We start from the raw sequence: 19660 nt of genomic DNA, 5'->3' as shown, positions 1-19660 counted from the left end.
ACCCCTGCCAGGACTGTTACTTCCCGGTAAGTGACGCGGAAGTCACGGGAGTGGAGGCAGGGATGGGCGCAGACGCGCGTACGACCAAGGGTGCTGCCGGCAGGAGACGCAGGGTGGCGGTGGCCACCGCCGCGACCGGGGCGGCGGCACTCGTACTGGGCGCGGGGGGCGCGCCGGCGCAGGCCACGCCGAAGCACGGCGAGCGCTACGTCGCGCTCGGCGACTCGTACACCTCGGGCCCCGGCATCCCGAGGCAGCTGGACGCCAACTGCGCCCGCTCCGACCACAATTACCCGACGCATGTCGCGCTGCGGCACCGGGTGGCGTCCTTCAAGGACGTCAGCTGCGGCGGCGCCACCACCAAGGAGATGTGGCAGGCGCAGGGCACCAACCCGCCGCAACTGGACGCGCTGAGCCGGGACACCACGCTGGTGACGGTCGGTATCAGCGGCAACGACATCGGCTTCGGCGAGATCATCGGCACCTGTACGACCCTCGCCGGCGCCGATCCGACCGGGAACCCGTGCGAGAAGCACTACAAGGCGAGCGGCAAGGACGAGCTGTCCAAGCGCATCCGCGAGGCCTTCTTCAAGGTCGACAAGGTGCTCGACGCGATCCACGACCGGGCGCCGCGGGCCCGGGTGGTGGTGGTCGGCTATCCGGTGATCGTCCCGGACAGCGGCGTCGGCTGCCGCCCGGACGTGCAGATGGCGGACGGCGACGTGCCGTATCTGCGCGATACGGGCAAGCGGCTGAACTCGATGCTGCGGGCGGTCGCCGGGGTGAACCGCGCCAAGTTCGCGGACACGTACACGCCGAGCATCGGCCACGACGTGTGCAAGCCGCCGGCGGAGCGGTGGGTCGAGCCGATGGTGCCGGCGAATCCGGCGGCGCCGTTCCACCCCAATGCCACGGGTGAGGAGAAGATGGCGGTGGCGGTGCTGGCGAAGCTGGGGAGGACGGGGCGCGGGCGCTGAGGCGCGCTAGGGCTGCGGGGCGGGGGCCGGTGTCGCTTCGCGGAGGGCTTCCGGGAGGTAGACGGTGAACTCCGCGCCGCCGCCCGGGCGGTCGTCGACCGTGACCTCGCCGCCCTGGCGTTCGGCGAGGCGGCGGACGAGGGGGAGGCCGATGCCGCGCTTGGCGCCGTGGGGCGGGAGGCGCTTGGTGGAGTAGCCCTCGGTGAAGATCTTGTCGCGCTGGTCGTACGGGACGCCGGGGCCCGAGTCGGCGATGCGGAGGTGGACGGCGCGGCCGCCTTCGTCCGCGTCCACCTCTACCTCGATCTCGGGGTCGTGCGAGCCGACGGCCGCGTCGAGGGCGTTGTCGATGAGGTTGCCGACGATGGTGACCAGCCCGGTCGGGTCGACGACCTCGTCCGGGAGGCTGCCGGCCAGGTGGAGCTCCACGCCGCGCTCCGCCGCGACCGTCGCCTTGCCGACCAGGAGGGCGGCGAGGAGCGGGTCGTGGATGTGGCCGGTGACCTGCTCGGCGGTGGCGCGGTGGCCGCCGACGGCCTCGGCTATGTAGTCCACCGCCTCATCGGTCAGGCCCAGTTCGAGCAGGCCGAGGAGGGTGTGCATGCGGTTGGCGTGCTCGTGGTCCTGGGCGCGCAGGGCGTCGATGAGGCCGCGGGTGGAGTCCAGCTCGCGGCCGAGGCGCTCCAGCTCGGTGCGGTCGCGGAGGGTGGCGACGGCGCCGCCGTCGTCGGTGGGCATGCGGTTGAGGACGAGGACGCGGCTGTTGCTGACGGCGAGGAGGTCGTCGCCGGTGACGCGGCCGGCCAGGATGTCGGTCGTACGGCCCGGGGGGAGGGCTTCGTCGAGAGGCTTGCCGGTGACGGCGGCCGCGTCCGTATCCGTGAGGCCGAGGAGGCGGCGGGCCTCGTCGTTGACCAGGCGGATGCGGGCGTTCTTGTCCAGGGCGATGACGCCCTCGCGGATGCCGTGCAGCATCGCCTCGCGCTCGTCGAGGAGCGCGGAGATGTCGGAGAAGGCCAGGTCGTGGGTGCGGCGCTGGAGGCGGCGGGAGAGCGCGTAGGCGACGATCGCGCCTACCGCGAGGGCGCCGCCGGCGTAGGCCAGGATGCCGGGGACCGCGCCGACCAGGCGGTCCCGGACGCTCTCGTAGGCGATGCCGACGGAGACCGCGCCGATCACGCGGCCGTTCTGGTCGCGGAGCGGGACCTTGCCGCGGGCGGTCTGGCCGAGGGTGCCGTGGTCGATGCCCATCCACTCGGCGCCGGAGAGGGCGGGCTCCGGGTCGGTGGAGACGTGGCTGCCGATGCGGTGCGCCTCGGTGTGCGACCAGCGGACGCCGCGCTCGTCCATGATCACGACGTATTCGGCGCCGGTGGCGCGGCGGATGCGGTCCGCTTCGCGCTGGACGGGGTTGTCAGGGGTGGGTTTTGACGAGAGGAGGCGGTCGGCCATGCCGGGCTCGGCGGCGGTGGTCTGCGCGATGGCGAGGGCGCGGCGCATGGCCTGGTCGTCGAGGTTGTTGCTGAGCGGGGCGAGGAAGAGGGCGGCGGCGAGGAGGGTGACGCCGGCGGTGAGGGCGAGCTGGACGGCGAGCACCTGGGACGCCAGGCGGCGGGGGCGGGCGAAGCGTATGCGCCTGCCGCGCGGCTCCTGGGTGTGCATGGGGACGGACCGTACGCGATCCGGGCATATCTGTCAGCGGCGCAGTTCACAGCGGGGCCGGGCCGCGGTCAGTCGCTCCTGGGGGACAGGCGTTGCCCCACACGACGCCGGTGTGGCCGTCGCTCCCGCCGGGGCGGCCGAGGTGACGGCTACCGACCAGGTCGCTGCTGCGTGGCGGAGCCGGATCGTCCACTCCGGGTGCGTGCCGCTGACCTCCGTGACCGTCACCGCGTCCGCGCCGTACTCGCCGAGATGCGCCCGCAGGGCGAGGTCCGCCGCCTGGGCCGGGCGGTCCCAGGTGGAGCGGCCGCGGCTGTTCTCCGTGATCACGCGGCCGTCGCGGAGCGCCTCCGTCGCCTCCTTCACCGCGTGCGGGGTCATGCGGCCGTAGGCGTAGCCGTAAGGGAGGAGCAGCAGGGTGGGGGAGAAGCGGTGGCCGCCGATGTGGGTGATTTCCCACGTGTCGCAGGTGGCCTGGGCGGCCAGGGTCTCGGCGAGGGGGCGGCCGAGGAGGGCGCAGCAGCGGTCGCGTTTGCCGTTGGTGCAGACGAGGGCGAGGGGGGCCGGGGCGGGGGTGCCGTCGAAGCGAGCGCCGGCGCCCAGTGCCGCGAAGTCCAGGTCGAGCAGCTCGGCCGGGTCCGTGATCTCCGTCGTACGGACCCATGAGGCGCCCGGGGCCGTATGGGCCGCGAAGACCCGCCGGCGGATCGCGCGGCCGCAGTCCGCGTGCCGCCCGGGGCGGCGGATCAGGGCGACCCGTACCCCCGTGCCGTCCGCCGCCGACTCCAGCGCGCGGCCGACCGCCGGGTCGAGGTGGCTCTCGGTCAGGGCCTTGGAGCCCCACGGGCCCGGCTGCTCGATGAGCAGCCAGGTCGTCGCCGTCGCGGCGGTCCCGGCCAGCGGCTCGTGAAGCGCCTGGGAGGCGGTTGCGCACGTGGTCACTGCGTGAGCGTAAACGGTGATCGTCCGCTGCCCGTGCCAACCCTCTTCGCAAGAGTCTTGCAAGACTTGCGCGGACTTACGCTAGTCTTGCGCGCATGACGCGACGACTTGCTGAAGTAGCCAAGAAGGTAGGGGTCTCGGAGGCCACCGTCAGCCGGGTGCTCAATGACAAGCCCGGGGTCTCGGAGTCCACCCGGCAGGCCGTGCTCTCCGCGCTGGACGTGCTCGGCTACGAGCGGCCGACCCAGCTGCGCGGGGAGCGCAACCGGCTCGTCGGGCTCGTTCTGCCCGAGCTGCAGAACCCGATCTTCCCGGCCTTCGGCGAGGTCGTCGGCGGCGCCCTGGCCCAGCTCGGGCTCACCCCCGTGCTGTGCACCCAGACCAAGAACGGCGTCTCCGAGGCCGATTACGTCGACCTCCTCCTCCAGCAGCAGGTCTCGGGTGTGGTCTTCGCGGGCGGCGGTCTCTACGCCCAGGCCGACGCCCCGCACGACCACTACAAGCGGCTGGCCGAGCGGCACATCCCGGTGGTGCTGATCAACGCAGGCATCCGGGATCTCGGCTTCCCCACCGTCTCCTGCGACGACGCCGTCGCCGTCGAGCAGGCCTGGCGGCACCTGGCCTCGCTCGGGCACGAGCGGATCGGTCTCGTGCTCGGCGCCGAGGACCATATGCCGTCGCGGCGCAAGCTCGCCGCCGCCCGCCTCGAGGCCGAGCGGTCCGGGCTCGATCTGCCCGACGCACACATCGCGCGGTCGCAGTACTCACTGGAGAGCGGGGCCGCGGCGGCCGGGCGGCTGCTCGCCGAGGGGGTCACCGGGTTCATCTGCGCCAGCGACCCCATCGCCCTGGGCGTCGTACGGGCCGCGCGGCGGGCCGGCAAGGACGTGCCGGGCGATGTCTCCGTCGTCGGCTACGACGACTCCGCGCTGATGAACTGCACCTCGCCGCCGCTGACCACCGTCCGGCAGCCCATCGACGCGATGGGCCGGGCGGCCGTCGACCTGCTGCAGGCGCAGATCGGCGGGGCGCATGTCGCGGACGACGAGCTGCTCTTCGAGCCGGAGCTGGTCGTACGGGGGTCTACCGCACCCGTCCGATAGGGATCTACAGGTCGCTGTTTAATTCTTGCGAAGTCTGCGCGAGATATTGCGTTCACAAGTCGTCGGTGGTTGAGTGTGCCGCCTCGGCAGCGAGGGCTGCTGAGGCGGGCTCCCTCTTTGGAGGCGGGGCCCTCCAATCGCTCATGCCCGAAGGGGACCACCGATGAGAAGCTCCGGGTTCCGCCGTACATGGACAACGGCGGCGATAGCGGCAGCATTCGCGCTCACCGCAGCCGCTTGCGGCACCTCCAGCACCGATGAAGGCGGCGGCAGCGATCCCGGCTCCGACGCCGGCAAGCCGCTGGACAAGAAGGCCAAGGTCACGATCAGCATCGACTGCATGCCGACGAAGACCAAGGATGACGAGCTCAAGGGCTGGAACCGGGACATCAAGGCGTTCAAGAAGCTCTACCCGAACGTCACCATCAAGGGGAAGGCCACCGACCCCTGCCTGGAGCCGCCCCGCTTCACCGCGATGCTGAAGGCGAAGTCGCAGCCGGACGTCTTCTACGCATACTTCACCGACCGGCAGCAAATTCTTGACAACGACGCCGCTCAGGACATCACGCCGTACGTCAACAACAAGACGGTGCCCGCGCTCGGGGACATCAGCGGCAACGTCCTCAACGACCTGAAGTCGGACGACAAGCTCTACGGCCTGCCGCGCGAGCACTACTCCATGGGCCTGCTGGTCAACCGCAAGCTCTTCAAGAAGGCCGGCCTCGACCCCGACAAGCCGCCGACGACCTGGGAAGAGGTCCGTAGCGCGAGCAAGAAGATCGCTGGACTCGGCGGCGGCGTCAACGGCTTCGGCATCTACAGCGCCACCAACCAGGGCGGCTGGCACTTCACCGCCTCCGTCTACAGCCGCGGCGGGAGCGTCGTCACCCCCGACGGCAAGAAGGCCGCCTTCAACGACGACACCGGCAAGGCGGTCCTGCAGCAGCTGAAGGACATGCGCTTCAAGGACGAGTCGATGGGCAAGACCCAGCTGCTGAAGTGGGGCGACCTGCAGAAGCAGATGGTCTCCGACAAGCTCGGGATGTTCCTGGCCGCGCCCGACGACCTCAACATGATGGCGCAGCAACTCGACGCCGAGTACAGCAGGTTCGGGATGGGCCCGATCCCCGGGCAGAAGTACACCTTGACCGGCGGCGACGCCTACTACGTCAAGAAGGGGATCTCGCCGGAGAAGACCAAGGCGGCCATCGCCTGGCTGAACTTCCGCTTCCTCTCCCAGGGCAAGGGCCGCTTCGACTGGCCGAAGATCAAGACCGATGGCCTGCCCGTCGGCCTGCCGCAGCCGGACTTCTGGACCGGCGAGACCCGTAAGAAGGACGACGCCGCGCGGGAGAAGGACGCCACGGTGCCGGTCGAGAACTTCCAGGCCTTCCGCGACAACCCGGTGCCCGGCAAGACCGAGCCGGCGAAGGCGCAGGAGGTCTACAAGATCCTCGATGTCGCCATGTCGACTGTGCTGACCAACAAGAACGCCGACGTGGACAAGCTGCTCGACACGGCTGAGCAGCAGGTCAACCAGGTCCTGGCGAACGGCTGACGGGAGCGAGACGCACTATGTCGGCCCCCGCACTCACCAGGAGCGAGGCCCCGAAGGGGCGGCCCAGCGGCAAGCACGCCGCGGGGCCGCCCGCCGGGCGGCGGCGCGAGGACATCGCCCGCTCGATCCGCCGGAACCTCTCCGCGCACGGCTTCCTCATCGGCGCCGTGCTGTGCTTCGGCTTCTTCTCCTGGTACCCGATGGTCCGCGAGTTCCTGCTCGCCTTCCAGAAGAACAAGAACGGCGTCACCACGTGGGTGGGCTGGCGCAACTTCGAACAGGTCATCAACGACCCGGCGTTCTGGCAGGCCTGGCGCAACACGCTGCTGTTCACCGCCCTGGCGCTGGTGCTCGGCTTCGCGCTCCCGTTCCTCGTGGCGGTCCTGCTCAATGAATTCCGGCACGCGCAGGGCTATCTGCGGCTGCTGGTGTATCTGCCGGTGATGCTGCCGCCGGTCGCGTCCGTGCTGCTCTTCAAGTACTTCTACGACCCGGGCCACGGCCTCTTCAACGCCATCCTGGGGTCGGTGGGCCTGCCGGAACCGGAATGGCTGCAGTCCACCGATACGGCCATGCTGTCCGTCGTCATCGCCGCGACCTGGATGAACATGGGCAGCGCCACCCTGATCTACCTGGCTTCCCTGCAAGGCATCCCGGGTGAGCTCTACGAGGCCGCCGACCTGGACGGCGCCGGGCTGTGGCGCAAGATCTGGCACGTCACCATCCCGCAGACGCGGCTGATCCTGTCGCTGATGTTCCTGATGCAGATCATCGCGACCATGCAGGTCTTCGTGGAGCCGTTCCTGCTCACCGGCGGGGCGGGTCCGGAGGGTTCGACCACCACCGTGGTCTATCTGATCTACCAATACGCGTTCAACTTCAACAACTACGGCGCCGCCGCCGCCCTCGGCCTGATGCTGCTCCTGCTGCTGGCCGGTGTCTCCGGGGCGTATGCACGGCTGAACCGATCGAGCGGGGAGTGAGGACATGGCAGCGATAGAGGCCCGGCCCCGCACCCTGATATCACCGGCCCAACTCGGCCGCCGGCGCGGCAAGGTGACGTACTGGATCGTCTTCGGGCTGACCATGACGGTCTTCACCCTGGTCTTCCTGGGGCCGCTCTACTGGATGATCACCGGCGGCCTGAAGTCCACCGCCGAGGTCATCCAGTCGCCGCCGACCCCGTATCCGAAGGACCCGAGCCCCGAGACGTACGGCGACGCGTGGGACCGGCTGAACCTGGCCAAGCTGCTGGGCAACACGCTCTATTACGCCTTCGGGGCACTCGCCTTCCAGCTGGTGCTCTGCGTGGCGGCCGCGTACTCGCTCTCCAAGCTGCGGCCCGTGCTGGGGAACGTCATCCTCGGCATGATGCTCGCGACGCTGATGATCCCGGCGACGGTGCTGATCGTGCCGCAGTACCTCACGGTCATCGACGTGCCGCTCTTCGAGCGCAATCTGGCCAACTCGCCCTGGGCGATCTGGCTGCCGTCCGTCACCAACGCCTTCAACATCTTCCTGCTGAAGCGGTTCTTCGACTCCATCCCGCAGGAGCTGCTGGACGCGGCCTCGATGGACGGTGCCTCCCGGATACGGACGCTGTGGTCGGTCATCCTGCCGATCTCCCGGCCGATCCTCGGCGTGGTCTCGATTTTCGCGATCGTGAATGTCTGGAAGGACTTCCTCTGGCCGCTGCTCACGCTCCCGGACCCGGATAAGCAGACGCTGAACGTCGGCATCTACTCGCTCTCCACCGGGGTCTCGGAGAACGTCCTGATCGCGGCCATGACGATCGCCTCCATCCCCACTCTCCTCATCTTCCTGATCTTCCAGCGGAACATCATGAGCGGCCTGACCGCGGGCGGGCTCAAGGGCTGACCCCTCGCCCACTCCCACTCCGCGAGCATCGAAAGGATCACCCGTGTCCGACACGAGCTGGTGGCGGCATGCCGTCATCTACCAGGTCTACGTTCGCAGCTTTGCCGACGCAGACGGCAATGGAACCGGCGACCTGGCCGGCGTCCACGCCAAGCTGCCCTACCTGACCGAACTCGGCGTAGACGCCCTGTGGTTCACCCCTTGGTACCGCTCCCCGCTGGCCGACGGCGGCTACGACGTCTCCGACTACCGGGCCATCAACCCGTCCTTCGGCAGCCTCGAAGAGGCCGAGAAGCTCATCGCGGAGGCCCGCGAGCGGGGCCTGCGCACGATCGTCGACGTCGTCCCGAACCACGTCTCCGACCAGCATCCGTGGTTCCAGGCGGCGTTGGCGGCCGGGCCCGGCAGTCCGGAGCGGGAGCTTTTCCACTTCCGCCCCGGGCGCGGGCCCGGCGGTTCGCTGCCGCCGAACGACTGGGTGAGCGAGTTCGGCGGCGTGCCCTGGACCCGCACCGACGACGGCGACTGGTATCTGCACCTGTTCGCCACCGGGCAGCCCGACCTCAACTGGGCGCATCCGCGGGTCCGCAAGGAGCACGAGGACGTGCTGCGGTTCTGGTTCGACCGGGGGGCGGCGGGGGTCCGTATCGACTCCGCGGCGCTCGCGGCGAAGGATCCGGCGCTGCCGGACTTCGAGGTCGGCGTCGATCCGCACCCGTTCGTCGACCGCGACGAGCTGCACGACATCTACCGCTCGTGGCGGGCCATCGCCGACGAGTACGACGGGGTGCTGATCGGCGAGCTGTGGGTGGAGGACCCGGAGCGCTTCGCCCGCTATCTGCGCTCCGACGAGCTGCACACGGCCTTCAACTTCGACTTCCTGGCGCGCCGCTGGGACACGGCGGAGCTGCGCTCGTCCATCGACCAGACCCTCGCGTATCACGCGCCGGTCGGCGCCCCGGCCACCTGGGTGCTGTGCAATCACGACGTGACGCGGACCGTGACCCGGTACGGGCGCGCCGACTTCACCGGCTTCGACTTCGAGAAGAAGCGCTTCGGCATCCCTACGGATCTGGAGCTGGGCACCCGCCGGGCGCGCGCCGCGGCGCTGCTCTCCCTCGCGCTCCCGGGCGCCGTCTACCTCTACCAGGGCGAAGAACTCGGCCTGCCCGAGGTGGAGATCCCGAAGGACCGCATCGAGGACCCCATGCACTTCCGCTCCGGCGGCACGGACCCCGGCCGCGACGGCTGCCGGGTCCCGCTTCCCTGGTCGTCGGGCGGAAGCTCGTACGGCTTCGGCCCCGACGGCGGCGCCGCGCCCTGGATGCCGCAGCCGGCGGACTGGGGCTCGTACGCCGTCGAGAAGCAGGAAGCCGACCCGGACTCGCTGCTGTCGCTGTACCGCGAGGCGCTGCGCCTGCGGCGCGGGGAGCCGTCGCTCGGGGACGGGCCGATGCGGTGGCTGCACGCCCCGGAGGGCGTGCTCGCCTTCGCCCGCGACGGCGGCGACTTCGTCTGCGTGATCAACATCAACGGGCGGCCGGCCGAACTCCCGCCGCACACCGCCGTCCTGCTCGCCTCCGGCCCGCTCCAGGGCGGCCGGCTGCCGCAGGACACGGCGGTCTGGCTGCGTACCTGAACCGCAGCCAGGCCGCCACGACGGGCCGATCGCCCACGGGGGGCGATCGGCCCGTATCGGCTATACGGGCCCGGCCACCGCCGCCACCGTCTTCTGCAGCGGGGTCCCGGAGCCGTCCCGGCGCGGGTCCATCTCCGGCAGCGGGACGGCCGCGCCCGTCTTGCTCGCCGCCCGGGCCGGCATGCCGCCGGCCCACGCCAGGGTGAGGCAGTCCTCGCCCTTCAGGAAGCGCTGGCAGCGCACGCCGCCGGTGGCCCGGCCCTTGCGCGGGTACTGGTCGAAGGGCGTCAGCTTCGCCGTCTGCATCCAGGCGCCGTCGAGCGCGCCGGTGGACCCGGCGACCGTGAACACGGCCGCGTCCTGCGCCGGATCGACGACGTTGAAGGAGATCACCTTCGCGCCGGTCGACAGCTTGATCCCGGCCATGCCGCCCGCAGGGCGTCCCTGCGGCCGCACCTGCGAGGCCTGGTAGCGCAGCAGCTGCGCGTCATCGGTGATGAAGACCAGGTCCTCCTCGCCCGTACGCAGCTCGGCGGCGCCCACGATCCGGTCGCCGTCCTTGAGGGTGATGACCTCCAACTCCTCCTTGTTCGAGGGATAGTCGGGCACCACCCGCTTCACCACGCCCTGCTCGGTGCCGAGCGCGAGGCCCGGCGATGACTCGTCCAGGGTCATCAGGCAGACGGCCGTCTCGCCGTCGTCCAGCGTCAGGAACTCCTTCAGCGGCGCACCCCCGGCCAGCGTCGGCGCCGCCGCCGTCTCCGGCAGGATCGGCAGATCGATCACCGGCAGCCGGAGCAGCCGGCCCTCCGACGTCACCACGCCGACATGCGCCCGCGAGGTGGTCGGCACGGCCGAGACGATGGCGTCGTGCTTCGCCCGCTTGCCGTCCTCCGCCTCCGGGAAGGCCTGGCCGTTGGCCGTACGGGCCAGCAGTCCGGTGGACGACATGAGCACCCGGCACGGGTCGTCGGACACCTCGAGCGGCACCGCGGAGACCGTCGACTCCGGCGCCTCCAGCAGCACCGTCCGGCGCTCCGTGCCGTACTTCTTCGCCACCGCCGCCAGCTCGGAGGAGACCAGCTTGCGCAGCTCCGCGTCCGAGTCGAGGATCGCCGTCAGCTCGGCGATCTCCGCGGTCAGCTTGTCCCGCTCGGACTCCAGCTCGATCCGGTCGAACTTCGTCAGCCGGCGCAGCGGGGTGTCCAGGATGTACTGCGTCTGGATCTCGGACAGCTCGAAGCGGCGCATCAGCTTGTCCTTGGCCGCCGCCGCATTGTCGCTGGCCCGGATGATGCGGATGACCTCGTCGATGTCGACGAGCGCCACCAGCAGGCCCTCGACCAGGTGCAGCCGGTCCTCGCGCTTGCGGCGCCGGAACTCGCTGCGCCTGCGGACCACCTCGAAGCGGTGGTCGACATAGACCTCGAGGAGCTCCTTCAGCCCGAGCGTGAGCGGCTGACCGTCCACCAGCGCCACGTTGTTGATGCCGAAGGACTCCTCCATCGGCGTCAGCTTGTAGAGCTGCTCGAGCACCGCCTCCGGGTTGAAGCCGTTCTTGATCTCGAAGACCAGGCGCAGCCCGTGCTGACGGTCCGTGAGGTCCTTCAGGTCGGCGATGCCCTGCAGCTTCTTCGCGCCGATCAGGTCCTTGACCTTCGCCCGCACCTTCTCAGGGCCGACGGCGAACGGCAGCTCGGTGACGACGATGCCCTTGCGGCGCGGGGTGATCTGCTCGACCGTGGCGGTGGCGCGGATCTTGAACGAGCCGCGCCCGGTCTCGTACGCGTCCTTGATGCCGTCGAGCCCGGTGATCTTGCCGCCGGTGGGCAGGTCGGGCCCCGGCACGTACTTCATCAGCGTCTCGAGGTCGGCGCCCGGGTACCTGATGAGATGGCGGGCCGCGGCGATGACCTCGCCCAGATTGTGCGGCGGCATGTTGGTGGCCATGCCGACCGCGATCCCGGACGCGCCGTTGACCAGCAGATTCGGGAACGCGGCGGGCAGCGCGATGGGTTCCTGCTCGCTGCCGTCGTAGTTCGACTCGAAGTCGACCGTGTCCTCGTCGAGGGACTCGACCATCAGCGAGGCGGCCGGGGCCGGACGGCACTCCGTATAACGCATGGCGGCGGGCGGGTCGTCATTGCCCAGCGAGCCGAAGTTGCCGTGCCCGTCGACCAGCGGCACCCGCATCGAGAACGACTGCGCCATGCGCACCAGGGCGTCGTAGATGGCCTGGTCGCCATGTGGGTGCAACTTACCCATGACCTCGCCGACGACGCGGGCGCACTTCACGTACGACCGCTCGGGGCGCAGCCCCATGTCGTCCATCATGTGCAGGATGCGCCGGTGCACCGGCTTCAGGCCGTCACGGGCGTCGGGGAGGGCACGCGAGTAGATGACGGAGTACGCGTACTCGAGGTAGGAGCCCTTCATTTCGTCGACGACGTCGACGTCGAGGATGCGCTCCTCGAAGTCGTCCGGCGGCGGGGCTGCCTTCGTGCTGCGGCGGGCCATCTTAGGCTGCGGTCCCTTCGGCTTTACGGATCGGGCAGGAGTCAGTCAGTAGTTCAGTCGGCCCCCATTGTGGCCCGAGGCACCGACAACCGTGACCGCGACCCGGCATGACGCCCTCGCACGAGGCACCGACATACAGTGGGGACCACATCATTACGCACTTCAGAATGCTGCGATCGAAGGGACGATACGGCCCATGGGTCAGACGGCCACACCGCAAGCCGGCTCCGGCGGGCTCACCGCCACCGAACACCGCCTGTCCAACGGGCTGCGCCTGATCCTCTCCGAGGACCACCTGACCCCGGTCGCCGCGGTGTGCCTCTGGTACGACGTCGGCTCCCGGCACGAGAGCGAGGACCGGACAGGCCTCGCCCACCTCTTCGAGCACCTGATGTTCCAGGGCTCCGCCCAGGTCAAGGGCAACGGCCACTTCGAGCTGGTGCAGGGCGCCGGCGGCTCGCTCAACGGCACCACGAGCTTCGAGCGCACCAACTACTTCGAGACCATGCCCACCCACCAGCTGGAGCTCGCCCTCTGGCTGGAGGCCGACCGCATGGGCTCGCTCCTCGAAGCCCTGGACCAGGAGAACCTGGACAATCAGCGCGACGTGGTCAAGAACGAGCGCCGCCAGCGCTACGACAACGTCCCGTACGGCACCGCCTTCGAGAAGCTCACCGCGATGGTCTTCCCCGAGGGCCACCCGTACCACCACACCCCCATCGGCTCGATGGAGCACCTGAGCGCGGCCACCCTCGAGGACGCGCAGGCCTTCTTCCGCACGTATTACGCGCCGTCCAACGCCGTCCTCGCGGTCGTCGGCGACATCGACCCGGAGCAGACGCTGGCCTGGGTGGAGAAGTACTTCGGCTCCATCCCCAACCACGAGGGGAAGCAGCCGCCGCGGGACGGCTCGCTGCCGGACGTACTCGGCGCGGAGCAGCGCGTCGTCATCGAGGAAGAGGTGCCCTCGCGCGCCCTGATGGCGGCCTACCGCCTCCCCGAGGACGGCACCCGCGAGGCCGACGCCGCCGACCTGGCGCTCACCGCCCTCGGCGGCGGCGAGTCCTCCCGCCTCTACAACCGCCTGATCCGCCGCGACCGGCTCGCCGTCGGCGCCGGCTTCGGCATGCTGCGCCTCGCCGGCGCGCCCTCGCTCGGCTGGCTGGACGTCAAGGCGTCCGGCGGCGTGGAGATCCCCGACATCGAGGCCGCCGTCGACGAGGAGCTGAAGCGCTTCGCCGAGGAGGGCCCGAGCCCCGAGGAGCTGGAGCGGGCGCAGGCGCAGCTGGAGCGCGAGTGGCTGGACCGGCTCGCCACCGTCGGCGGCCGCGCCGACGAACTGTGCCGCTACGCCGTCCTGTTCGGCGACCCGCAGCTCGCCCTGAGCGCCACCGAGCGCATCCTCAGCATTACGGCGGAGGAGGTGCAGGCCGTGGCCAAGGAGCGGCTGCGCCCCGACAACCGCGCGGCGCTCGTCTACGAGCCGACCGAGCCCAGCGAGAGCACCGAGGACGAGAACGAAGAGGGAGCCGACCAGTGAGCGCCGCACAGATGACGTTCCACCCGCAGCCGCAGGCGGGGCAGCCCAAGCCCTGGGCCTTCCCGGCGCCCGACCGGAGCACCCTCCCCAACGGCCTCACCGTGCTGACCTGTCACCGCCCGGGCCAGAAGGTCGTCGCCGCCGAGGTCTCCCTCGCCGCCCCGCTCGCCGCCGAGCCGGACGGCCTGGACGGCGTCGCCACGATCATGGCGCGGGCGTTCTCCGAGGGCACCGACAAGCACTCGGCCGAGGAGTTCGCCGCCGAGCTGGAGCGGGCCGGCGCCACCCTCGACGCGCATGCCGACCACCCCGGCGTCCGCCTCTCCCTCGAGGTCCCGGCCTCCCGCCTCGCCAAGGGCCTCGGCCTGCTCGCCGACGCCCTGCGCGCTCCCGCCTTCCCGGACAGCGAGGTCGAGCGCCTCGTCGGCAACCGCCTCGACGAGATCCCGCACGAGCTCGCCAACCCGGGCCGGCGCGCCGCGATGGCCCTGTCCGCCGACCTCTTCCCGGCCACGGACCGGGCCTCGCGCCCGCGCCAGGGCACCGAGGACACCATCAAGCGGATCGACGCGGCGGCGGTACGGGCCTTCTACGAGGCCCACGTCCGCCCGGCCACCGCGACCGCCGTCATCGTCGGCGACCTGGAGGGCGTCGACCTCGGCGCGATCATCGCCGACACCCTCGGCGCCTGGACCGGCAACACCGCCGAGCCGAAGCCGCTGCCGCCGGTCACCGCCGACGACCACGGCCGCGTCGTGATCGTCGACCGCCCCGGCGCGGTGCAGACGCAGCTCCTGATCGGCCGCATCGGCCCGGACCGCCACGACCGCGTCTGGCCCGCCCAGGTGCTCGGCACGTACTGCCTCGGCGGCACCCTCACCTCCCGCCTGGACCGCGTCCTGCGCGAGGAGAAGGGCTATACGTACGGCGTCCGCGCCTTCGCCCAGGTGCTGCGCTCCAACGCCGACGGCACCGGCGCCGCGATGCTCGCCATCAGCGGCTCGGTCGCCACCGAGGTGACGGGCCCGGCGCTCGAGGACACCTGGACGGTGCTGCGCACGCTCGCCGCCGAGGGCCTCACCGACGCCGAGCGGGACGTGGCGGTGCAGAACCTGGTGGGTGTCGCCCCGCTGAAGTACGAGACCGCGGCCGCCGTCGCCGACACCCTCGCCGACCAGGTCGAGCAGGGCCTGCCGGACGACTACCAGGCGCAGCAGTACGCACGTCTTGCCGAGACCGGCACGGTCGAGGCCACCGCCGCGGTGGTGAACGCCTTCCCGGTGGACCGCCTCGTGACGGTCCTGGTCGGCGACGCGGCGCAGATCGAGGAGCCGGTGCGGGCGCTCGGCATCGGCGAGGTCCGCGTGATCAAGGGCGTGTGATCCGCCCGAAAGTTCACAGATTAAGCCCCGGCCATCCTGGCCGGGGCTTAATCTTTTGCCGAAGCATTCCTGCCGCAATTCCAATCCCGCTGCCATACTGTCCATTCCTGAGGCGGGCCAGGGAGGCGGATAAAATGCGGAGAGAACGATGAACGGCGGGTCCTCGCATGCAGTGTGCACGGCGATCCGCGACGACATCGTCTCCGGATTCTTCGCCCCCGGCGCACGCCTGACCGAGGAGCACCTGGCCCGCCGCTACGGCGTCAGCAGGGTCCCCGTACGCGAGGCGCTGCGGACCTTGGAGTCGGAGGGCTTCGTCACCACAAAACGGCACGTCGGGGCCATGGTTGCCGAGCCGGGACCGGAGGACGCGGCCGATCTGCTGGACATCCGGGCCCTGTTGGAGCCGCTGGGCGCGGCGCGCGCGGCCAAGCGCCGCACCGACGCGCATCTGAAGGTCCTGCGCGGCCTGGTCCGGCTCGGCCAGGAGCGGGCGGCCCGCGGCCAGGTCAGCGAACTGCCGTCGCTCAGCGGCTGGTTCCACGAGACACTCGCCCAGGCCACGGCCTCGCCGAGCCTCGCCGGGCTGCTGATCCAGCTGCGCCGGAAGATCGCGTGGATGTACGCGGTGGCGCCGCACCGCCGCGCCGTGGACTCCTGGGCCGAGCACGGCGCGATCGTGGACGCGGTGGCCCGCGGCGACGCGGAGCGGGCGCGTGGTCTGGCGGCGCTGCATGTGGAGCGTTCCGCGGGATCGTACGAATTCCGCATCCCGGCGGGTGTGAGTTCCCGGAAACACGCCGTAAACATGGCGGGCGAACGCCCGTAACAAAATTGAGGTAATTGCAAAAAGGAAAAAAGCAGTGAGCCGCACCGGCCGGAGTATTATTCCGGCCATTGTGCGGCTCAGTGACGTCGCGTATCAGACGGTCTCGGGAAGCTCCTCGAGCCCCTCGGAGACCAGCTTCGCCAGGCGGTCCAGAGCGCCGTCGGCGCCCTCGGCGTCGGACGCCAGGATGATCTCCTCGCCGCCCTTCGCGCCCAGGCCGAGCACGGCGAGCATCGACGCGGCGTTGACCGGGTTGCCGCCGTTCTTCGCGATGGTCACGGGGACGCCCGCAGCGGTGGCGGCGCGGACGAAGATCGAGGCGGGACGGGCGTGCAGGCCCTCGGCCCAACCGACGGTGACACGGCGCTCAGCCATTGGTGTTGCCCTTCAGGTCGTTACGGTTGTCTAGACCATTCTCGCACGGGGTCCGGGGTGCTCCGGCAACCCCCACCCTGCCCTGCTGCGGCGGCGACCGCGAGCGGAACCGGTCCAATGCGGTGCCCCGCCAGGGCCTGTCTTGCGGAACTTGCCGGGTCCCGCGCCGCCCGGCACGCACGCTCCTATGCCCATGGCCAGGCCATACGCCCACCCGCTCCCGGCACCGCCCCGTGCTAGCCGACAAGTTCCGCAAGACAGGCCCTACTCTTGCCCCATGGGCACCGAACCGGCACCCGACTACCCCGCGCACTGGGAGGCCGACGTCGTGCTCCGCGACGGCGGCACTGCCCAGATCCGCCCCATCGGCCCGGAGGACGCCGACCGGCTCGTCGCCTTCTACGAGCGCGTCTCCGACGAGTCGAAGTACTTCCGCTTCTTCGCCCCGTACCCGCGGCTGTCCGACAAGGACGTGCACCGCTTCACCCACCACGACTATGTGGACCGGGTGGGTCTGGCGGCGGTCGTGGGGGAGCAGTTCATCGCGACCGTGCGCTACGACCGGATCGCGCCGACCGAGGCCGAGGTCGCCTTCCTGGTCCAGGACGAGCACCAGGGCCGCGGCGTCGCCTCGGCGCTGATGGAGCACATCGCGGCCTGCGCCAGGGAGCGCGGCATCCGCCGCTTCGCGGCCGAGGTGCTGCCCGGCAACACCAAGATGATCAAGGTCTTCACGGACGCCGGCTACACCCAGAAGCGCACCTTCGAGGACGGCGTGGTGCGGCTGGAGTTCGACCTGGAGCCGACCGAGAAGTCCGTCGCGGTGATGCGGGCGCGCGAGCAGCGCGCCGAGGCCAGGTCGGTGCAGCGGCTGCTGTCCCCTGGCTCGGTGGCGGTCGTCGGCACGGGCCGGCGTCCCGGCGGCGTGGGCCGTACGGTGCTGCGCAACCTGCTCGACGGCGGCTTCGGCGGCGCGGTGTACGCGGTGAACCGGGCGCTGGAGGACGGCCGGCAGGAGCTGGAGGGCGTCCCCGCGCACCGCTCGGTGCGGGACATCGCAGGCCCGGTCGACCTGGCGGTGGTGGCGGTCCCGCCGGCCGAGGTCCCCTCCGTGGTGGCGGACTGCGGCGAGCACGGCGTGCAGGGCCTGGTGGTGCTCACGGCGGGCTACGCGGACGAGCCCGGTGACGAGGGCCGCACCCGCCAGCGCGAGCTGGTCCGCCAGGTGCGCTCGTACGGCATGCGGCTGATCGGCCCGAACGCCTTCGGCCTGGTGCAGCAGGCGGGCGACGTGAGACTGAACGCGTCCCTGGCCCCGACGACCCCGCTGCCGGGCCGCACCGGCGTCTTCACGCAATCGGGAGCGATCGGCATCGCCCTGCTGACCGCGATGCACCGGCGGGCGGGTGCCGGGGTGTCGACCTTCGTCTCGGCGGGGAACCGGGCCGACGTCTCGGGGAACGACTTCCTCCAGTTCTGGCACGACGACCCGGGCACGGACGTGGTGCTGATGTACCTGGAGTCGATCGGCAACCCGCGCAAGTTCACGCGCCTGGCCAAGCGCACGGCGGCGCAGAAGCCGGTCGTGGTGGTGAAGGGCGCGCGGCACACGGGCAGCTCGCCGGCGGGCCACGCGGTGCCCGCGACGGGCGTGTCGCCGGAGACGGTCTCGGAGCTGCTGGGACAGGCGGGCGTGATCCGCGCGGACACGGTCACGGAACTGGTGGACACCGGCCTGCTGCTGGCGACCCAGCCGCTGCCCGCAGGCCCGCGGGTGGCGATCGTCGGCAACTCGGAGTCCCTCGGCCTGCTCACCTACGACGCCTGCCTGGCCCAGGGCCTGCGCCCGCAGCTCCCGCGCGACCTCGGCGGCGGCGCGGGACCCGCGGACTTCCGGCAGGCGCTGGCATCGGTCCTGGCGGACGACGCCTGCGACGCCGTGGTCGTCACGGCCATCCCGTGGGTCGCGGACCCGGACCTCCCGGCACTGGCCGCGGCTCCGGGCCCGCAGGACGCGGAGTCGCTGGCGGAGGCCCTGCGCGCGGGGCTCGCCGAAGCGGTACCGGCGAAGCCGGTGGCGGTGGTGTCCCTGGCCCTGGAAGGCCTCGCGGAGTCGCTGGCGTCGGGGGCAGCCCGTACGATCCCGGCCTACGACGCCGCCGAGGGCGCGGCCCGGGCGCTGGCATCGGCGGTGCGATACGCCATGTGGCGACGCGACGAGGCAGCACCCGGCCGGGTCCCGGAGCTGGACGACGTGGACGAGACCGGGGCGGCGGCGGACATCGAACGGGCCCTCGCGGACCGCGCCGAGGGCGAGGTCCTCGAACTGGACACGGACGCCGCCACCGCACTGCTGGCCCGCTACGGCATCCCCGTACTGCCGGTACTCCCGGCCCCCGACCCGGACACGGCAGCCGCCGCGGCGACACGCCTCGGCTACCCGGTAGCCCTGAAAACCACCGCCGCCCACCTCCGGCACCGCCCCGATCTGGGCGGCGTACGCCTGGACTTGGCCGACGAGGGCGCCCTGCGCCGCGCCCACGACGAACTCACCCAGGCCCTCGGCAAGAGCGAGGAACTGCACCTGGTGGTCCAGGCGATGGCACCACGCGGCGTGGACACCGTGGTCCGGGCGACAGTGGAGCCCTCGGTAGGAGCGGTGCTGTCCTTCGGCCTCTCGGGAGCACCGTCCGAGCTACTGGGAGACGTAGGACACCGCCTGGTCCCGGTCACAGACCGCGAGGCGGCAGCACTGGTGCGCTCGATCCGAGCCGCCCCCCTCCTCTTCGGCTGGCGCGGCGCAGACGCCGTGGACACGCCTTCACTGGAGGAGCTCCTGCTACGGGTATCGCTCCTGGTGGACGACCATCCCGAGGTAGTAGGCGTCGAGTTGACCCCCGTAGTGGTCGCCACCCAGGGCGCAATGGCCCTCTCAGCGACGGTACGCCTAGCCCAGCCCCCACCCCGCACAGACCTGGGACCACGCACCCTGCCGTCGTACTGAACGCCCCAGCAAGAGCGCCCTGCCGGTGGCTAGCCGGCCTCTGCCCCCGTAGCCACCGGCCGCTCCGGATCGCCCGACCACTCCGACCACGACCCCACGTACAACCCCGCTCGTACCCCCGCCACGTCCAGCGCCAATACCTGCTGCGCCGCCGACACTCCAGAGCCGCAGTACACCCCGACTTCCGCATCCCCGGTAGCCCCGAGCCCAGCAAACCGCGACTCCAGCTCCCCCACCGCCCGGAAGCACCCGTC

General features: G+C 71.1%; 15 protein-coding genes. 10 read left to right on the top strand and 5 right to left on the bottom strand.

Annotation, left to right across the window (positions count from 1 at the left end):
• The first annotated feature begins 62 nt into the window (after positions 1 to 62).
• Positions 63 to 977 carry an SGNH/GDSL hydrolase family protein gene (locus G5C51_RS14535; RefSeq protein WP_206313830.1) on the top strand — a complete coding sequence of 305 codons (915 nt, stop codon included), beginning with the start codon at positions 63 to 65 and terminating at the stop codon, positions 975 to 977.
• Positions 978 to 983: 6 nt separating this feature from the next.
• On the opposite strand, the gene G5C51_RS14530 is transcribed toward G5C51_RS14535, so the two are convergent.
• Both G5C51_RS14530 and G5C51_RS14525 read right to left on the bottom strand, forming a co-directional pair.
• Positions 984 to 2639 (bottom strand): ATP-binding protein, encoded by a 1656-nt coding sequence (locus G5C51_RS14530; RefSeq protein ID WP_165237223.1) that lies wholly within the window; start codon positions 2637 to 2639, stop codon positions 984 to 986.
• Positions 2640 to 2672: 33 nt separating this feature from the next.
• A complete protein-coding gene (locus G5C51_RS14525; RefSeq protein ID WP_165237221.1) occupies positions 2673 to 3581 on the bottom strand; it encodes a sucrase ferredoxin in 909 nt (302 codons plus the stop codon).
• Between the two features lie 95 nt (positions 3582 to 3676).
• On the opposite strand from G5C51_RS14525, the gene G5C51_RS14520 reads away from it, so the two are divergent.
• From G5C51_RS14520 to G5C51_RS14500, 5 genes are all read left to right on the top strand, one after another.
• The gene (locus tag G5C51_RS14520) at positions 3677 to 4684 is read left to right on the top strand and encodes a LacI family DNA-binding transcriptional regulator (protein WP_165237219.1); all 1008 of its coding nucleotides are present in this window, start codon (positions 3677 to 3679) and stop codon (positions 4682 to 4684) included.
• 163 nt (positions 4685 to 4847) lie between these two features.
• Positions 4848 to 6242, top strand: coding sequence for an extracellular solute-binding protein (locus G5C51_RS14515; protein ID WP_165237217.1), 1395 nt, complete (start codon positions 4848 to 4850; stop codon positions 6240 to 6242).
• 17 nt (positions 6243 to 6259) lie between these two features.
• Positions 6260 to 7225 carry a carbohydrate ABC transporter permease gene (locus G5C51_RS14510; RefSeq protein ID WP_165237215.1) on the top strand — a complete coding sequence of 322 codons (966 nt, stop codon included), beginning with the start codon at positions 6260 to 6262 and terminating at the stop codon, positions 7223 to 7225.
• Positions 7226 to 7229: 4 nt separating this feature from the next.
• Complete coding sequence (locus G5C51_RS14505) at positions 7230 to 8120, top strand: carbohydrate ABC transporter permease (protein WP_165237213.1); 891 nt, start codon at positions 7230 to 7232, stop codon at positions 8118 to 8120.
• A gap of 43 nt (positions 8121 to 8163) precedes the next feature.
• The gene (locus tag G5C51_RS14500) at positions 8164 to 9759 is read left to right on the top strand and encodes an alpha-amylase family glycosyl hydrolase (protein WP_165237211.1); all 1596 of its coding nucleotides are present in this window, start codon (positions 8164 to 8166) and stop codon (positions 9757 to 9759) included.
• Positions 9760 to 9819: 60 nt separating this feature from the next.
• Here G5C51_RS14500 and G5C51_RS14495 read toward each other — a convergent pair whose 3' ends face one another.
• Complete coding sequence (locus G5C51_RS14495; RefSeq protein WP_165237209.1) at positions 9820 to 12276, bottom strand: DNA gyrase/topoisomerase IV subunit A; 2457 nt, start codon at positions 12274 to 12276, stop codon at positions 9820 to 9822.
• 196 nt (positions 12277 to 12472) lie between these two features.
• Here G5C51_RS14495 and G5C51_RS14490 point away from each other — a divergent pair, with 196 nt between their 5' ends.
• The 3 genes from G5C51_RS14490 (at position 12473) to G5C51_RS14480 (ending at position 16027) form a co-directional block, all read left to right on the top strand.
• Positions 12473 to 13816 (top strand): M16 family metallopeptidase, encoded by a 1344-nt coding sequence (locus G5C51_RS14490; RefSeq protein WP_165237207.1) that lies wholly within the window; start codon positions 12473 to 12475, stop codon positions 13814 to 13816.
• Positions 13817 to 13827: 11 nt separating this feature from the next.
• Positions 13828 to 15198 (top strand): M16 family metallopeptidase, encoded by a 1371-nt coding sequence (locus tag G5C51_RS14485; protein WP_165237257.1) that lies wholly within the window; start codon positions 13828 to 13830, stop codon positions 15196 to 15198.
• Positions 15199 to 15346: 148 nt separating this feature from the next.
• Complete coding sequence (locus G5C51_RS14480) at positions 15347 to 16027, top strand: GntR family transcriptional regulator (RefSeq protein ID WP_165237205.1); 681 nt, start codon at positions 15347 to 15349, stop codon at positions 16025 to 16027.
• A gap of 93 nt (positions 16028 to 16120) precedes the next feature.
• Here G5C51_RS14480 and G5C51_RS14475 read toward each other — a convergent pair whose 3' ends face one another.
• Positions 16121 to 16402, bottom strand: coding sequence for an HPr family phosphocarrier protein (locus G5C51_RS14475; protein ID WP_165237203.1), 282 nt, complete (start codon positions 16400 to 16402; stop codon positions 16121 to 16123).
• 277 nt (positions 16403 to 16679) lie between these two features.
• Here G5C51_RS14475 and G5C51_RS14470 point away from each other — a divergent pair, with 277 nt between their 5' ends.
• Positions 16680 to 19406 (top strand): bifunctional acetate--CoA ligase family protein/GNAT family N-acetyltransferase, encoded by a 2727-nt coding sequence (locus G5C51_RS14470; RefSeq protein ID WP_165237201.1) that lies wholly within the window; start codon positions 16680 to 16682, stop codon positions 19404 to 19406.
• A 29-nt stretch (positions 19407 to 19435) separates the two neighbouring features.
• Here G5C51_RS14470 and G5C51_RS14465 read toward each other — a convergent pair.
• On the bottom strand, positions 19436 to 19660 hold a 225-nt coding region (locus tag G5C51_RS14465), incomplete at its 5' end, for a sulfurtransferase (protein WP_420824808.1).

It is taken from the genome of Streptomyces coryli, from assembly GCF_011044975.1.
GTDB lineage: Bacteria > Actinomycetota > Actinomycetes > Streptomycetales > Streptomycetaceae > Streptomyces > Streptomyces coryli.
Note: the sequence above shows the minus strand (reverse complement) of the source record. Positions and strands in the feature narration are given on the sequence as shown.